We start from the raw sequence: 15,406 nt of genomic DNA on the forward strand, positions 1-15,406 counted from the left end.
CTTGCCCAGGGCAAGAACAGGGGTCAGAGTCGGCTTTCTTGCCGGTCCGAAAAACGGGAAAGTCCACTCTGACCCCTGTTTTATAGTGATTTAACTCCGTTGTAGTCGAAGGTAGTTTGTTGGAGAGTGCTTTACGCGGCCGTGAGATATCGCTCTGCGACATGCGCCTGCCTGATGTCTGAAACGAGGGCTTGCCGTGCTGCATCCAGGGCGCTCCAGCGCGTAGCGTCGTGCAATGGCGGGATGGTCACGAGTTCGCGGCGGTCGAAACCAACCAGCGCCGCATCCACAAGTTCGCCCGCTTCCATCAGCTCGGGGAGCGCATCGATGTCGATGCCCGCACGCTCCCAGATCTCCGTGCGGGTACCCGCGGGGAGTACCGCCTGCACATAGACGCCCTTGGGCGAAAGCTCCAGGCTCAACCCCTGGGAGAGGAACAGTGCGAAGGCCTTGGTCGCACCGTAGACCGACATGCCGAATTCCGGCGCCAATCCAACCACTGAGCCGATATTGACGATCGCGCCTTCGCCGGCCCGCGCAAGTCGTGGGGCGATTGCATTGGCGAGTCGGACAAGCGCGGTTGTGTTGAGCGCGACGATCCGAGCGACATCATCGGTGGCCTGCTCGATGAAGCTGCCGGACTGGGTTGCTCCGGCATTGTTGATCAGGATCCCGATTCGGGAGCCATCGCGCAGGCGGGTCTCGACGGCTGCCAGATCGTTGGACTGGGTGAGATCGGCCTGAAGAATATCGATCGCGACCCTGTGTTCTTCGCGCAGTCGAGCTGCAAGCGTCTCCAATCGTGTCTTGTCGCGGGCAACCAGCACGAGGTCGTGGCCGCGACGTGCGAAGCGCTCGGCGTAGGCAGCGCCGATGCCGGAGGATGCGCCGGTAATGAGGACTGCGGAAGGAGTGGTCATGTGTTGGCTCTCTTGATTAGGGGTGAGGGGCTGGGTGAGCTGATGCAGAGATGCGCGACGCGCAACGGAGCCGCGTCCGTGGGCGGCCCGCCAGCCCTGCAGGGCACTGGCGTCGGCGTTCTGACTATTTGACCTTGAGCACGACTTTTCCCTTCGATCGGCCGGATTCGACGTAGGCCAAAGCCTCATTGGCTGACTCAAAGGCGAAGGTGCGATCGATTACGGGGCGAACGGCGCCAGCCTCTACGAGCCGGCCTATCTCGCGCAGTTGTTGTCCATTGGCTCGCATGAACAGGAATGAGTACCTCAGGGACCTGCGTTTGGCTCTTCTTCTGACGCCAGCACTCAGCAGGCGAACGATGAGACGGACCAACCACGGAGCTCCAATGCTGGTCGCGGATGCCGGGTCGGGAGGGCCGGAGATCGAAATGAGCGTCCCGCCTGGTTTCAGGACACGCAGGGACTTCTCCAAGGCGCCCGCGTCCTGGCTATGCAGAACTACGTCGTAGTTCCGCAGAACTTTGCCGAAATCCTCGTTCTTGTAGTCGATGACGGTGTCCGCGCCCAGGCTCTTTACCAGATCGACGTTGGCACTGCTGGTCGTCGTGGCGACCGTGGCCCCGATCTGCTTTGACAGTTGGATAGCGAAGGTGCCTACACCGCCAGACCCGGCTTGGATGAAGATCTTCTGCCCGGCCTGCAGATTGGCTCGTTCAACCAGCGCCTGCCAGGCCGTCAAGCTCACCAACGGGAGCGATGCGGCTTCTTCCATGGTGATGTTTCCTGGCTTAGGCGCGACATCGTTCTCGTTCACGGCGACGAACTCCGCGAAGGCGCCGATGCGGTGATCTCGAGGCCGGGAATAGACTTCGTCGCCCACTTTGAACTGCCGAACGCGTGGGCCAACGCGCGTCACGACACCTGCCACGTCATGGCCCAGGACGAGCGGCATGCGGTAAGGCAGGATGCGCTTGAGTTCACCGCTCTTGATCTTGGAATCCAGCAGATTCAAGCCTGCCGCGTGAACCTGGATCAGGATTTCGTCGTCCCGAAGTGCGGGCTCGGGCACTTCGCCAAGCCGCATCGGTTCATTCTTGCTGTATCGATCGATGATGAAAGCCTTCATGGTGTTTTCTCTCTCGTAGATGGGACAAATATGATGAATATCATATTTGTGGACGGCAAGCGGGTAACGGAGCGTCCTCTGCGTTAGTCGTCGGAAATGAGATGGTGCAGTGCCGACTCGCGCAACGCATCGGAGAGCCGCGGGTCGTCGACGGCGCGTGCCAGTATCAACGCGCCGACCATGGTGGAGGCAGCCACCATGGCACGTTCGTGTACGCCGGGTTCTCCCCAGTCGGGAAACTGGCGTGCGATAAGGTCGATCATTTCCTTGATGCGGCGCGTGGCGGCTCGCCTTACTTCCGGCGCTTGGCGGGCCATCTCCGAGCCGAGGGCGGCCGTCGCACATCCCGTTTCGATACTTTTTACGTGCGCTTCGGAGAGGTAGGCCTGCATCATCGCCTGAAACGCCTGTTCGGGAGGGACGGCCGCGGCGACGCTCTCCATCGACTGCACGGCCTCGCTACCCGCACGATCCGCCGCCTCGGCCAGCAGGGCTTCGCGCGAAGCGAAATGGGCGTAGAAGCCGCCGTGGGTCAGGCCAGCGGCCTTCATGATGTCTGCAACGCCAGTGCCGTTATAGCCGCTACGTCGGATCGCGCGCGCCGCCGCATCGACGATGCGGTCGTGAGTGGCTTCCTTGGATCGGGTGGCCGTTCTTTTCATATGATGTTCATCATATATCGCTCTGAGCCCAATGCAAGCGGTAGGCGACGAACGGTAGATGGAGGGGATCCAGCGGGACCGCGAGTGTTTGGAGGCAGTGACTGCCAACGACCCGACGCAGGCATGGGAGCCGATGCCCGCCGATCACGATCCCATGGCGATCGGCAAGCCACTGGTGGCGTTGGCCACGTAGACGTTCGGGGATGGCGCAACACGTCCGAACTCCTGGCGATTGCGGAGCTTCCACCTGGAGCCTTCCAATGACCCCCACCATCACCGTCTTCGAGAAGACGCCCGATCGCGGCAGAGGGCTGGCGTGCGACATGCGTGCCTGAGGGCCGGAAGAGTCCGCTCCGACCCCTGTTTCCGAGATCGGAAGGGGGAACGATGCGGTCGATTGGCGAGCGATAAGGCCCGGTTTCTGGTCAGCGTCCGGGCCAGACCGGCGCGTGCTGGAAATGTTCGAGATAGATCTCGCGCCCGCGGGAGCTGATCTCGTCCCATTCGGCGGGCGTGGGGCTGCCGTACCGTTCCGGCCCTTCGCGCCATAGCCGGTCGAAATCCCCGGCCCGGCGGCTTCGCACCAGCTCGAGTGCGTAGGCATGGGCCATGGATGCCCGCTCGTCTCTGGGGTAGAGGGAATAGCGGCCGTCCAGCGCTTCCACGTACCGGTCCAGCGCCTGCTCGTTGCCGTCGTGGACGAGCTGCTCCAGCCATTCGCGCGCGAGCTTCTGGCGCCGTCTCGCTTCCTCGACGTCGGCGATCAGCGCACCACGCGTCGCGTACTCTTCCAGCGCATGGGTGATGAAACTCAACTGCGCCGATGCATTGCCGGCGCGGCCCGCGCTTTCGAGCCAGTCGGCCCCCGCAGAAACGCGCTCCTGTCCGACCACGGCGCAGTCCTCGTACTCTCTCAGCTTCTTCTGCAAGTCCCTTTCCCGATTCTCGCGATACTGTCGTTCCCAGTTCTCGCGCTCCTGTCGGCTATCGCCAGCACCGAGGTAGATGACCTTGCGCCGGTACTCGTGGATCAACGACTCCGGAGTGTCGCGTCGCAGTATCGTCCTGCACCCGGCCGAGCGCACGCCGAGGATGTAGCCGGCCTCCGTGTCGCCTGTGGCAGCGGCATCCTGTAGCGCGTCGAGGACTTCGGGTAGCGGGTCCCGCCACCAGCTATCGATTCGCGAGGGCGGACCGCCCGGCGATGCCGGTAGGCGGTCCAGCGCAAGGCGCTGCGGGGGTTGTGCCGGCGGCGATGCGGAAACGGCGGGCGCCGCCGCCTTCTCGTCTACGCCGGCGTCCTCCGGCAATTCCGGCGGGGGTGCCGATCCCCCGGAGCATCCGCCGCCCACCGCCGCCAGCAGGACGATGGCCAACGCCGGCACCGGCCACAACCGCCTGATCCGCGACGCGACACTCATCGCCCTTCGCCCGAGCGGTGGAACGCGCCGAGGATGCGAGACGACATGAGTTCGGCCTCCCGGATTTGCGCCGGGCTGAATCGCTCGCGTCCCGCCGCTTCGAGTTTGCCCATGGCTTCGGAGGCGGTGGAGACCTGCCGGTAGGCGCTCCAATAGGCGAGCATGCGCACCGGATCGTCCTGCAGGATGCCGTCGGGACCGTGCGCCGTCGCGTAGGCGTACAGGGCTTCTGGTTCGCCGGCCTTCAGCGCACGTCCAATCAGCGTCTTGGCGCGGTCGCGCCGACGGGCGACCTCGTCGGCATTGTCGAGCAGCTCGGCGTGGGTCTTGAACTCGGTGAATGCATGGTCGGGGTAGTGGGCCATCGCTGTGGTGTGGCCCAGGGCGACGGCTCGCAGCATCCAGGCGTGTGCGTCCGCCGCGCCTGCCGTCTCCGCCAGGTCTTCGGTGCCTTTGCAGAGCTCGTCCATTTCCTGTCTGGCATCGAGCAGTGCATCGACAGTGATGTCGCTGTCGATCGGCCGCCCGGCGAGTTGGAAGGCGTCTCCGAAGTAGGCGGCGGCTTGCGCGATGATCGCGATGAACGCGCCCATCGGCATGCGCTCGTACGACAGGCAATGCCCGAGCACGTTGCCGAGCCGGTAGGCGGCTTCGGCGTCTCCCGCGCGGGCGCGGGATTCCAGCTCGGCGCGCACGGAATCGAACGGGCCTTCCGGAAGCGTCGCGACCGATTGCCGCTGCACGCCCTTGCCGGGCGCGGCCCCGGCCGACTCGGCCGGTCTGGCGTGGGCGTCCGCGCGCCGGCCCGGAAGCTGCGTGTCGTGCGCGAGCAGCCAGATCCCGCCGACGATCGCGATGCCTGCAATGGCCGCCAGCAAGCGCTTCATGCGCATGATGTCACCGGTGCCGGTCTCCAGGTGGGTCGACCCGTCGAGCATATAGCGTTCGGAACTCGTCAACGAGAACCGGGGTCGGAGAACTTGGGGGTCGCGCGTGGCAACGTCTCATCGGCTGGGCATAATCGCGCTTGTCCCAGGAGTATCGGAGAAAGGAGGAACGAATGGACTGGTCGATCGTGGCGCTGCTCGCCTTGCTGACGCTCAATGCGATCGCCTCGGTCGCGGTTCTGCGCGACCCGGTGGCTACTCCGGGCCGGCGGTCCGCGCAGCTGGCGATCGTCTGGCTGCTGCCCGTGCTGGGGGCCATCGTGTGTCTCGCAGTCGCGTCGGCGCACGCCCGCGAGGGGGTCGCCGGCTCCATCGCAACGCCCTACGCGGACAATGCCGGCGGCGGTCAAGTGGATGCGGCGACGTCCGCTGGGGACTGCGGCGGGGGCGGGTCCGACGGCGGAGGGTGCGGCGGCGACTAGGGGGCCGAACTCGACCGAGCAGTGCCTGGCGGAGCGCCACGTGCTTCGAGTGCTCGAGGAGGAACTGGATGCGACGTTGGATGCGGCAGCGAAGTTGCTCACTCCGACGGGCGTCAGGCCGAGGCGAATCCAGCACCCCCTCGTCCATTCATGCCTTCTGGCAGGGACGATTCGAGGGGGACGGCGCTTATGCTGAAGACCTCCCGAGCGAAGGAATCTCGATGATGGTCAAACGTGCGCGTCTTTGGATCGGCTGGATCCTGGCTCTCGCAGGTGCCGCGACGGTCACGGCCGCCGAGCCTCTCGAATCCGCGCCAGAAGACCTGTCGGAATGGTCGCTTCACTGCTTCTGCATCAGCGCCATCCACACGCCGCACGCGGCTATCGGCATGGACAACAACGGCGTGGTCCTGCATCGCGCCCGCTCCGGTGTGTCCAGGGAACAACTGGAGCGCGATGGCATCGCGGTATCGGACAGCCAGATCGCGCTGCTGCGGCTGCTGGGCGTGCTCGAGGTCGATGGAGACTCGCTGCGAACGGCCATTCCGGTGATCGGGCCGGAGCAACTCGACCAGCTGCGCCCGCGCCTGCGCCGGCTGGCTGAAGGGCTGCTGCCCGAGATCGAGCCCCATGTCGCGGCGATCCGCGCCCGGTTGCACGATCAAGGGCTGTCGCGCAGCGAGTATGCCGTGGTGTTCGGCTACGCAGTGGATGGCGTGTTGTGGGAAGGCCTTCGCGAGCGAGGCGCCGTACCGTCGACCGAGTTGAGCGCGGAACATCCGCTTTGGCGCGGTGCGTTCTGGGCGCTGTATCCGCCGCGCGGCAACATGGCTGGAGTGAACGAGCACCGGACCGGCCAGGCCGCCATGATCTTCACCTGGACCCGTCCCACTGGGCGCGCGTTGAACGCCCTGCAGCGGTCGCCGGCGCTGCCGGCTGCACTGCGACGGTTGATTGCAGGAGACGAGCCTGCTCCGGTGGTCGACGCCTCGGGGCGTGCCTGGACGTTGTCCGACGAAGGCCGGATGCAGGTTCCCGTCATCCATGTGCGAAGCGACGATCCGTTGCACGCTCCCGCACTGGGTATCGCCACGGTGATTGCCGATGCGCTGGATGGAGACGGTGAGATGGCCGAGATCCTTGCCTCGATCCCGGGTCTGGACCGGAAGCAGGCGATGGTGGTTGTGGCGCACGAGTTCATCTGGGACGTGATGGACCTGCTCGGCGAACGGGGCCTGGTCGAGCGGCCAACCGTGCTGGACGACTCCGAAGCCGCCACCGACGACCTGCGCTCGCTGCTGGTGATCCGCATGGATTCCGAGTAGTTCGGCGGAGGACCCACCGGCTGTCCAAAGGTGGCAGGGACGAACGGCGCTCGCGTAGGCACCATTCGTGTCCGGGACGAGTTCGGAGTCGGGAAATGGCGCCAGTGACGACCAGCTGCAGCAAACAGCGAATGCCCTCGCGCACCATCGTTGCGACCCCGACTTGTCCCGTATCGTACGTGCAGGTCGTCGCCGGGTTGCCGACATGAATGAGGTTGCTTCGGATCGGCGTCGTCGCGGTCGCGCGTTCGTCGCAGACACCACCGCCTTGATCCTGTTCTTCACGGTGACCGGCGCGCTGAACGAGCGCTTCGTTTCCGGCATGAGCTGGGACGAGGTCCTGCACGCGCGGCTGCTGGGGGCGGCGCTCATGATCCCGGTCGGCCGGCCGTACGGGATGTGGCGCGACCGGTTGATGCGGTACGCACGTCCGACCAGGATCTCGCGCATCCTCTGGGACAGCCTCGCACTCGTCACGTTCCAGGTGCCGATCTATGCGGCGATTATCGCGATCAGCGGCGCGTCCGGCCGGGGGTTCGTGCTCGGCATCCTCGGCGCGACGTGCATCATGCTGGTCTCTGGCCGCCCCTATGGCGCGTTCCTGAACTGGATCAGGCGGCTGTACGGGCTTCCGCCCGGCGGGGATAAGCCCATGAGCCTCCAGGGATGAGGATGCTCAGAAAATGGGGTCTAGAAAATGGGGGGGAAGGTTCATTTTCTCGATCCCAGTGCGTAGCCCCTGCGGCGAGATCGGGCGAGGGAACGACAGCGATGGGCGAGCGACAGGGCCCTGCGCGGCGCATGTCCGCGCAGTGGCCGTCGCCGGCCGCGACCTCAGTCCGTGGGGATCGCCGACGGATCCATCCACATCGCCTCCCAGACGTGCCCGTCCGGGTCGGCCAGGTTGCGGTTGTACATGAAGCCGAGGTCCTGGGCGGGGTTGATGTCGGCGGTGCCGCCGTTCGCGGCGGCCACCTCGTTGGCGGCGTCGACCTCCGCGCGACTGTCGAACGACAGGGCCAGCAGCACCTCGCTCGAGGTCGGCGGCGGGATCGGCCGGCTGGTGAACGTGCGCCACTTGTCGTGGGTGAGCAGCATGACGTTGATCGCCTCGCTCCAGACCATGCACGCGGCGGTCTCGTCGGTGAAGTGCGGATTGTTCTCGAAGCCGAGGGCCTTGTAGAAGGCCATCGACGCCGCGAGGTCGGTCACGGGCAGGTTGATGAAGATCATCTTGGTCATTGCGGACTCCATTTCGGGTTGGGCGGCCACGGGTGGCTCGGCTTGGTGGGCGGTCGGCGGTAACGCCGCCCGCTTGCCATCATCGTCGAACGGGAAAGGCCGGAATCGACATCGGGCGCGGCGGGGATGTGCCCGCGCTCGCGACTTCCAGCCCGGGCGCGCTTTGGAAGGCCCCACAACGACACCACAAGCTCGACGTGGGCGCGCATTGGAGGCACAGTCCGGTCCTTCGCACCACTGGACCGACCCGATGCCGTTCCTGCGTTTCCGACTGCTCGCCGTTGCGGCTGCGCTGCTGATGGCGGGCTGCGCCGCTTCCACGTTGCGGATCGATACCCGCCATCAGGCCGCCGTCCAGGCCAGCCGGGTGCAGTACCTGGTGCTGCACTACACGGTGGCGGACTTCGACGAGTCGCTGCGGCTGTTGACGGGTAGGCAGCCCGGCGTCTCCGCGCACTACCTGGTGCGCGACGACCCGGTCCGGGTCTACCGGCTGGTCGAGGAGCATCGTCTGGCGCGGCATGCCGGCGAGAGCTATTGGGCCGGTGCCACCCCGCTCAATGCCTCTTCGATCGGGATCGAAATCGTCAATCCCGGCTACAGCGACACCCCGGAGGGCAGGGTCTATGCGCCATACCCGCAGGAGCAGATCGACACGGTGATCCGCCTGGCGAGCGAGATCGTGGCGCGGCACGGGATCCGCCCCGAGCACGTGCTCGGCCATGCCGACGTGGCGCCCGGCCGCAAGCAGGACCCCGGGCCGCAGTTTCCGTGGCGCCAGCTGGCCGAGGCCGGGCTGATCCTGTGGCCGGATGCCGCCCAGGTCGCGGAGCGGCTGGCCTCCCACCGTCGCAATCCGCTGCCTGAGGTGGCCTGGTTCCAGGAGCGCCTGGCCGCGGTGGGCTACCGCGTTCCGCGCGGCGGCGAACTCGACGATGCCACGCGCGCGGCGATGAGCACCTTCCAGATGAAATACCGGCCCGCCGACATCGCCGGCGTGCCCGACGCGGAGACGGCGGCGCTGCTCGACGTCGTTGCGGCGCCAGACGGCATGCGTCCGCTGGCGCCGACGACGAAGTGAGCCGCCTGGCCGTCGTTCACTCCGTCAGCAGGTTGCCGACGGACGATTTCAGGCTGGTGTGATAGTAGAACAGACCGATACCACACACCGCGACCATCGTCGCCAGCGTGATCGACCCCATCCATACCGGGTCGGGCCGGTAGGCGATGGCGAACTGGGATTGGTAGATGGACGCACCGGCCACCCAGCTGCCAGCCATGGCGCCAACGGCCGCGATCGAGGCGGTCACCAGCCATTCGTACAGGTTGAGTTTCAGGCAATCGAACCGATCCAGCCCCATGCTCAGCAGCAGCCCGTTCTTGATGCGCTCCTCCTGCTCGAACCCCCTTACCGAAGCCGCCACCACGATCGACGCCATCAGCACGATCATGCTGCTGAAGCCCAATATCAACTTCGTGATCATCGCCAGCACGTTGTCGAACCGCTCGGTTATCTCCTTCAGCGGCACCAGCGCCAGCGTGGGATGAGGCCGCCACAGCGCCGACAGTTTTTCCCAGGCGTCTTCCGGCAGTTCCATGCTTCCCATGTAGAACACCTCGAGCCCGGAGCGTTCGGCCACGGCCTCGGGAACCTGAAACCAGAAGGTCACCGAACCGTTGCCCGGCTGGTAGGCGTGCGTCGCGACGATAGCCAGGTCCAGGAGCTCGTCGCCCGCCATGAAAGTCAACTTGTCGCCCAATTCGAACCCCATGTCGGTGGCGACTTCGGATTCGACGGATATCTCTCGCCGTTCGCCGCTGCTCGAAGGCCACCAGCGGCCGCTCACGACCCGGTTGTTGACGGGCACCCGGTCCGACCAGCTGAGCCTGATGGGCGCGGTCAGTGCGGCCGCGCTGTCGCTGGGTTGGCGGACGAAATCCTTCAACGGCCGATCGTTGACGGCGACCAGTTGCGCGCTCGCGAAGGGCCTGATCTGGCGTATCCGGCTGCCCGTCGACTCGCTCCAGTGCCGAATCGCCGCCAGCTGATCCGGGTCGGCCTTGGCGATGACCAGGTTGCCGTCGTTGATCCGTCTGTTGGCCTCCAGCGTCTCGCCGATGTCCTTCATCAGCATCAGGGTGAAGAGCAGCAGAGTGCAACAGAGCCCGAACCCCATCACCTGGGTGGACTTGCTCAGCAGCCTCTTGCGCATGACGAAGAGCGTGAATGGCAACAGGCCTGAGCCGGTGCGGGTGAGCTTCTCCCCGCCGATCAGCAACAGCCAGGTCGCCAGCATCATGATCAGCACGCTGCACAACATGGCCGCCAATGCCATGCCGGTCAGGGTCCAGTTGTCGGAATAGAAGCCCGCCAGCCCGGCCAGGCAGGCAAGCGTCCAGCCCGAGCGCGCGAGTACGCCGGACGGCACGCTGCGGCCGCGCATCAAGGCGACCACGGATGTGCTTCGAAGCTGGATGAACCCCGGCAGCTGGAAACTGAGAAGCAGCAGGAAGACCAGCAGAATGGATTTTCCGAGCTCGACCCAGCGCCAGTCCGGCGCGATACCCGGAAACTGGGCCTGCAGCAGTTGCAGCACGGCAAGCGAGGCGCCATAGGCGAACGCCATGCCGGCCAGCAGAGAAACGAGGAACCCGAGCAGCCACTGTCCGAGCGCCATGACGATGCCCTGGTTCAGCCCCATCCCCATGCTCATGTACAGGGCGAGCCTTTTCTGCTCCATGCTCAACCGGCGGCGGCCGGCCAGGTCGATGGCGATCGCCGCCATGAAAAACAACAGCACCGAAGAAAGGCCGATGAAGTTCTCGGCTCTCTTCCAGAACAGCGCCAAGGGATGGCGGCCGTTCTCCCGGGTGATGATCTGCGCATCCGGCACTGCAGTGGAGAGCAGGGAAGCGATTTCCCGCTGCCGGGCCGGGCCGGCGTTGACCAAGTAGCGATAGTGGGTCTTTTCCGCGTTGAGAGACAGTCCTTTCAGCGACGCGCGGTTCACCATCGCCCGTGGCGCAACGGAGTGCCCTTCCAGGATCCGGTCCGGCTCATGAAACAGGATCCGGCTCACCGAAAGCGCCTCGCCCCCCACCATCAAGGTCTGCCCCAGCTCGAGCTGGAGCTCGGTGAACAACCTCGGATCCACCCAGATCTCGCCGGCCGTCGGCCCTCGATCGACGGGTTCATGCCCGCCGGCCGGGTCCCGGCCAACCGCCAGCCGGCCCTGCACCGGGTAGGCGCCGTCCACCACCTTGAGCCGTACCTTCTTCCAGCGTTCCAGATGGGTCAGGGTAATATCGACCAGCCGTGTTTCGGAGACCTGGAGTGCCTGCTGTCGAAGCCGGAGCTTCTCCGCCTCCGGCAGAGGCCGATAGCGGCTGACCACCATGTCCGACCCGAGCAGGGCCTGCAGGTTGTCGTGCAGATAGTGCTGCACCGAGGCACTGGTCAATGTGAGGGCCAGCAGGAAGAAGACCAGCAGGAACTGGGTTGCCAGGACGAGGCGGCCGTCGCTGCTCGCATGTTCGTGGACGAAGGCGTCCCAGGCGAGCTTGAGGGCGGTCACGGCAGCCGTTCCAGCTCGCCAGCGGCCATCCGGAAGCGGTGGTCCGCCTTCGCGGCCAGGGCTCGGTTGTGGGTCACCAGGACCAGCGCCCTCTGGTCGGTGCGGCCGAAGTCGAACATCAGCTCCGCGACGTGTTCCGCCGTCTTCTCGTCCAGGTTGCCCGTGGGCTCGTCCGCGAAGACGAAGACCGGGTCGCCGATGAAGGCCCGGGCGATGGCGACGCGCTGCTGTTCTCCGCCGCTCAGTTGCGCCGGCTTGTGCCTGGCGCGTGCGGTCAGTCCCACCCTGGCGAGCCAGGCATGCGCCTTGTCGTAGGCATTCTTGTCGCCTTTCAGGCGCAAGGGCAGGGCCAGGTTGCTCAGCGCATCCAGTTCCGGCAGCAGATGAAACTGCTGGAAGATGAAGCCGGAGCGCTTGCGCAGGGTCGTCTGCGACGCGATCCGGTTGTCGATGGTGAATTCGATCCTCCCAGCTTTCGGAGTTTCCAGTCCGGCGACGAGGGTCAGAAGGCTGGACTTGCCGGCACCGGAGGGCCCCGCGATCGAGTAGCTGCGCCCGGCCTGGATGTCGAGCGATACGTCCTCGAACAGCACGATGCGGTCCGTGGCCGTCTGAAAATGGTGGCTGACCGAATCGAGCGTTATCGCGTGCACCATCGTGCCTCCCCTGAACTGCGGTCTCACGCTATGGGGAGGTTGTGAAACAGGTGTGAACCGGATGATTCGCGAGGCGGGAGTTCTTGCGGTCGCGCATCGATCCGCAATCGACTCGCGGTGGAGCCGGCGCCGTTGCGCTCGGTCCCGTCTCTGCGCAGTGCCGCGGGACTAGCGCACCGCCACGGTCTTGAAGAAGGTGTAGCAGAGCGCACCATCGGCGGCCGCGGTGCGATGCAGGGCGGCGACGCCGGCATCGAAGCGCGCCGGCGCGATCAGTCCCGCCCGCAGCGCGGCGTCGCGCGTTGCCGCCACCATCGCCGCGAAGGTGCGGCGCGTGAACGCCTCGGCCAGCTCCGGGCATCCGCCGTCCGCATGCACGGTTCGCGGCGCCGTCCGCGCGCCCGCGAATCCCGCCTGCTGCAGCAGCCGGGTCAGGCGGCGGCCGATCAGCGCATCGCCGCCCGCACGGCGCTGCAGTTCCACCAGGCACGCGATGGCGGCGCGCGCGTCGGCGTGGTCGGGATGGAAGAACGCGGAGCCGTGGTCGCCTTCGATGACGGTGATCGTTCCGCCGGGCCGGAGCAGGCGCCTGAGCGCGCCCAGTGCGCACAGCGGGTCGCTCAGGTGCTCGAGCACGAAGCACACGAACACGTGGTCGAAGCTCGCCTCGGCGAGCGGCAGGTCGAGGATGTCCGCCTGCAGCACGCGGACGTTGTCGCAACCGGCCGCCTCCACCCGGCGCCGCGCTTCGGCGATCGAGGCAGGCGAAACGTCCACCGCCACGATGCGCGCCTGCGGGCTGTTGCGGGCCAGCACCACCGTCTGCGCGCCGACGCCGCAGCCCGCTTCCAGCACGGCGCTCCCGGGCGGGTACGCCGTGCCGGCGTGCAGCAGGGCTTCGAGCGCGCCCGCCTGGTCGTGCAGGCGCTGGTGTTCGCTGGCGTCGTAGCCGTGCACGTAGACCGGTGCGGCGCCGCTCATCGTCCCGGGCCCTGCGGCAGACGAGCGACGTAGACGATGGCGTCGGCATCGGCGCGCACCACGGCCTCCGGCCCGGACGGGGCCGGAGGGGCAGCCAGGCAGGGCGACGACATCGCCAGGGCGGCGACGCAGATCAGGAGGGTTCTCATGACGGGGCTCCGTGAGGGATCGGCGCCCATCGGCCGGACGGCGACGGGCGCTGCGAGCATGGCGGGATCGGCCTCCCGGGGATTGAACGGAATTGCAGCCGCCCTCAGGCGGTCGCCCTGGCGTACGCCCCGGGCGAAATGCCGTACTTGCGCACGAAGGTGCGGGTCATATGGCTCTGGTCGGCGAAACCGCTGGCCACCGCCGCCTCCGCCAGCGGCCGCCCGGCGGCGATCAGGCGCCGGGCCAGGTCGATCCGGCGCTGCACCAGGTAGGCATGCGGCGTCAGTCCGGTGGCGCGTGCGAACGCGCGCAGCACCTGGAACCGGCCCAGGCCGCTCGCCGCCGCCAGGTCCGACAGGGTCACCGCCGCGGCGGGATCATCGTCGATCAGCGCCCTCGCCCGCGCCAGCGCATCGGGCACCCCGGCGATCCGCGCCGCGCCCGGTCGCGGCGCGCGCAGCCCGGCGAGCAGTTCCAGCAGCAGGCCTTCCGAGGCGAGCGGCGCGACCGGATCGTCGGAGGTCATGGCCGCGAACAGCCGCCCGAACGCGAGCGCCAGGCGCGCATCGCCGACCACCGGCCGCTCGAACTCGTAGCCGCTGCCGGCAGCCGCATCCAGGACGCAGGCCGCCTCGGCCACCCGCGGCGCATCCAGATACAGCATCCGCCAGCGGCGCCCCGCGTGACCGATGGGGCTCCCGTCGTGGACCTCGCCGGGGTTGACGGTAATCAAGTCCCCCCGGCCGGCCTCGACCTGGCCCCGGCCGCTGCGCGATGTCTGCGCCCCCTGTTCGATCACACCGACGCCGAACTGGTCGTGGGTATGCCGCGAGAACGCGTGCGCCGACTCGGCCATCACCGGAAGAACGCCGGCCGCGTGGCTGCGGATGATGGTGAATCGCCCTCTGGCCATGGCTTGGCACGCCGGTCGTCGCTCGAACGCATCGTGGATCGCGCCGCCTCCCGCTGCAAGACCCGTCGCATGGTCGGCTGGCCTGGTTCGCAGTCGTCGTGGAAGCGGAGCCGTCCCGCTGGGGAAGGCGCTGAATTCCGCAGACCGGGGGTTGCTGCCGGCAGCTCCGGGGGCCGCCGCGGGAACTGCTAGCATCGCGCCTGGAAACAAAACGACTTCCGGGAAGGACGCGCATGTTCAACCACATCATGGTCGGATCGAACGACATCGAGCGCTCCGCGCGCTTCTACGGCGCCGTGCTCGGGGTGCTGGGCGTGCCCGAGCCGATCCGCAACCAGGCGGCATCCGGCCACCTCCGCCTCTTCTATCGCCACGACGGCAGCACCTTCTGCGTCAGCGAGCCGATCGACGGCGCGCCGGCCACCTGCGCCAACGGCGGCACCATCGGCTTCAAGTGCGCCTCCGCCGAGCAGGTGCAGGCGTTCCACGATGCGGCGGTCGCGGCCGGCGGCACCTCGATCGAAGATCCGCCGGGGCTGCGCAACGGCAGCCTGGGACCGATGCATCTGGCCTACGTGCGCGATCCGGACGGCAACAAGCTCTGCGCGATCCACCGGCCGAAATAGGGCCGGCCGGGGAACCGGCGTTCCCCGCGAAGCGGCGGAAGCGCTGTCCGGCCCGCCTTTGCGTCCGACCACCGGGTTCCTGCCAGTGTTGCCCGCACTACCGCCGGGCGGCCTGCAACGCCTCCACGACCCACCTCTGCGAACGGCTGCCCGGCGGCGCGCGCCGCCGCCTCGGCCAGCAGCTCGAAGCCGTAGTTGTTGTAACGGTAGGCCTGTCCGGGCGGCGACTGCAGCGCCTTCTGCTCCGGCGTCAGCGCCGCCAGCAGGTCGCGCATGGCGGCGGGATGGTCGCTGCGAAAGTGCGGGATCAGCGCCTCGGTCAGGTCGGCGATGCCCGAGGTGTGGTTCAGCAGCTGGCGTATGGTCACCGGGGCCCATTCCGACGGCGCCTCGGGCAGGGAGTCGCGGATCGACAACGTCGCATGGCTTGCGGGCCTGGT

The 15,406-nt window shown here is 67.0% G+C and carries 17 protein-coding genes; 5 read left to right on the forward strand and 12 right to left on the reverse strand.

Translation table 11 applies throughout. From position 1 onward, the window contains the following. Positions 1–131: 131 nt before the first annotated feature. The 5 genes from H0E84_RS04615 to H0E84_RS04635 all read right to left on the reverse strand — a co-directional run bounded on the left by H0E84_RS04615 (position 132) and on the right by H0E84_RS04635 (position 5,067). Positions 132–920 (reverse strand): SDR family NAD(P)-dependent oxidoreductase, encoded by a 789-nt coding sequence (locus H0E84_RS04615; RefSeq protein WP_180677462.1) that lies wholly within the window; start codon positions 918–920, stop codon positions 132–134. A 124-nt stretch (positions 921–1,044) separates the two neighbouring features. After that, positions 1,045–2,046 carry an NADP-dependent oxidoreductase gene (locus H0E84_RS04620; protein WP_180677463.1) on the reverse strand — a complete coding sequence of 334 codons (1,002 nt, stop codon included), beginning with the start codon at positions 2,044–2,046 and terminating at the stop codon, positions 1,045–1,047. 83 nt (positions 2,047–2,129) lie between these two features. Beyond that, a complete protein-coding gene (locus H0E84_RS04625; RefSeq protein WP_180677464.1) occupies positions 2,130–2,708 on the reverse strand; it encodes a TetR/AcrR family transcriptional regulator in 579 nt (192 codons plus the stop codon). A 425-nt stretch (positions 2,709–3,133) separates the two neighbouring features. Further along, a complete protein-coding gene (locus H0E84_RS04630) occupies positions 3,134–4,084 on the reverse strand; it encodes a hypothetical protein (RefSeq protein WP_180677465.1) in 951 nt (316 codons plus the stop codon). 41 nt (positions 4,085–4,125) lie between these two features. Then, on the reverse strand, positions 4,126–5,067 hold the full coding sequence (locus H0E84_RS04635) for a hypothetical protein (RefSeq protein WP_180677466.1): 942 nt from the start codon (positions 5,065–5,067) through the stop codon (positions 4,126–4,128). Between the two features lie 122 nt (positions 5,068–5,189). Between H0E84_RS04635 and H0E84_RS04640 the strand changes: the two genes are divergently transcribed. From H0E84_RS04640 to alaE, 3 genes are all read left to right on the forward strand, one after another. Continuing rightward, positions 5,190–5,498, forward strand: a complete 309-nt coding sequence (locus H0E84_RS04640) for a hypothetical protein (protein ID WP_180677467.1) — start codon at positions 5,190–5,192, stop codon at positions 5,496–5,498. A 221-nt stretch (positions 5,499–5,719) separates the two neighbouring features. Next, positions 5,720–6,823, forward strand: a complete 1,104-nt coding sequence (locus tag H0E84_RS04645; RefSeq protein ID WP_180677468.1) for a hypothetical protein — start codon at positions 5,720–5,722, stop codon at positions 6,821–6,823. A gap of 205 nt (positions 6,824–7,028) precedes the next feature. Next, on the forward strand, positions 7,029–7,493 hold the full coding sequence (gene alaE, locus H0E84_RS04650) for an L-alanine exporter AlaE (protein WP_180677469.1): 465 nt from the start codon (positions 7,029–7,031) through the stop codon (positions 7,491–7,493). A gap of 164 nt (positions 7,494–7,657) precedes the next feature. Here alaE and H0E84_RS04655 read toward each other — a convergent pair whose 3' ends face one another. Next, the gene (locus H0E84_RS04655) at positions 7,658–8,065 is read right to left on the reverse strand and encodes a VOC family protein (protein WP_180677470.1); all 408 of its coding nucleotides are present in this window, start codon (positions 8,063–8,065) and stop codon (positions 7,658–7,660) included. A 250-nt stretch (positions 8,066–8,315) separates the two neighbouring features. Between H0E84_RS04655 and H0E84_RS04660 the strand changes: the two genes are divergently transcribed. Next, complete coding sequence (locus H0E84_RS04660) at positions 8,316–9,146, forward strand: N-acetylmuramoyl-L-alanine amidase (RefSeq protein WP_180677471.1); 831 nt, start codon at positions 8,316–8,318, stop codon at positions 9,144–9,146. A gap of 16 nt (positions 9,147–9,162) precedes the next feature. Here the strand turns inward: H0E84_RS04660 and H0E84_RS04665 are convergent, their stop codons facing one another. The 5 genes from H0E84_RS04665 to H0E84_RS04685 all read right to left on the reverse strand — a co-directional run bounded on the left by H0E84_RS04665 (position 9,163) and on the right by H0E84_RS04685 (position 14,340). Continuing rightward, a complete protein-coding gene (locus H0E84_RS04665) occupies positions 9,163–11,640 on the reverse strand; it encodes an FtsX-like permease family protein (protein WP_180677472.1) in 2,478 nt (825 codons plus the stop codon). Beyond that, complete coding sequence (locus H0E84_RS04670; RefSeq protein ID WP_180677473.1) at positions 11,637–12,296, reverse strand: ABC transporter ATP-binding protein; 660 nt, start codon at positions 12,294–12,296, stop codon at positions 11,637–11,639. Before H0E84_RS04670 ends, H0E84_RS04665 begins: the two co-directional genes overlap by 4 nt. 168 nt (positions 12,297–12,464) lie before the next feature. Continuing rightward, entirely contained in the window at positions 12,465–13,277 is an 813-nt protein-coding gene (locus tag H0E84_RS04675; protein WP_180677474.1) for a methyltransferase domain-containing protein, read from the reverse strand. Further along, positions 13,274–13,426 carry a hypothetical protein gene (locus H0E84_RS04680; protein ID WP_180677475.1) on the reverse strand — a complete coding sequence of 51 codons (153 nt, stop codon included), beginning with the start codon at positions 13,424–13,426 and terminating at the stop codon, positions 13,274–13,276. The genes H0E84_RS04675 and H0E84_RS04680 overlap by 4 nt, the downstream gene beginning before the upstream one ends. A 104-nt stretch (positions 13,427–13,530) precedes the next feature. After that, complete coding sequence (locus H0E84_RS04685) at positions 13,531–14,340, reverse strand: AraC family transcriptional regulator (RefSeq protein ID WP_180677476.1); 810 nt, start codon at positions 14,338–14,340, stop codon at positions 13,531–13,533. Between the two features lie 233 nt (positions 14,341–14,573). Between H0E84_RS04685 and H0E84_RS04690 the strand changes: the two genes are divergently transcribed. Further along, positions 14,574–14,966 (forward strand): VOC family protein, encoded by a 393-nt coding sequence (locus H0E84_RS04690; protein ID WP_180677477.1) that lies wholly within the window; start codon positions 14,574–14,576, stop codon positions 14,964–14,966. On the opposite strand, the gene H0E84_RS04695 is transcribed toward H0E84_RS04690, so the two are convergent. Further along, positions 14,912–15,382, reverse strand: a complete 471-nt coding sequence (locus tag H0E84_RS04695) for a serine hydrolase (RefSeq protein WP_180677478.1) — start codon at positions 15,380–15,382, stop codon at positions 14,912–14,914. The two genes, H0E84_RS04690 and H0E84_RS04695, sit on opposite strands and share 55 nt — an antisense overlap. Positions 15,383–15,406 lie beyond the last annotated feature (24 nt).

This window comes from Luteimonas salinisoli (genome assembly GCF_013425525.1).
In the GTDB taxonomy this organism is placed as follows: Bacteria; Pseudomonadota; Gammaproteobacteria; order Xanthomonadales; family Xanthomonadaceae; genus Luteimonas; species Luteimonas salinisoli.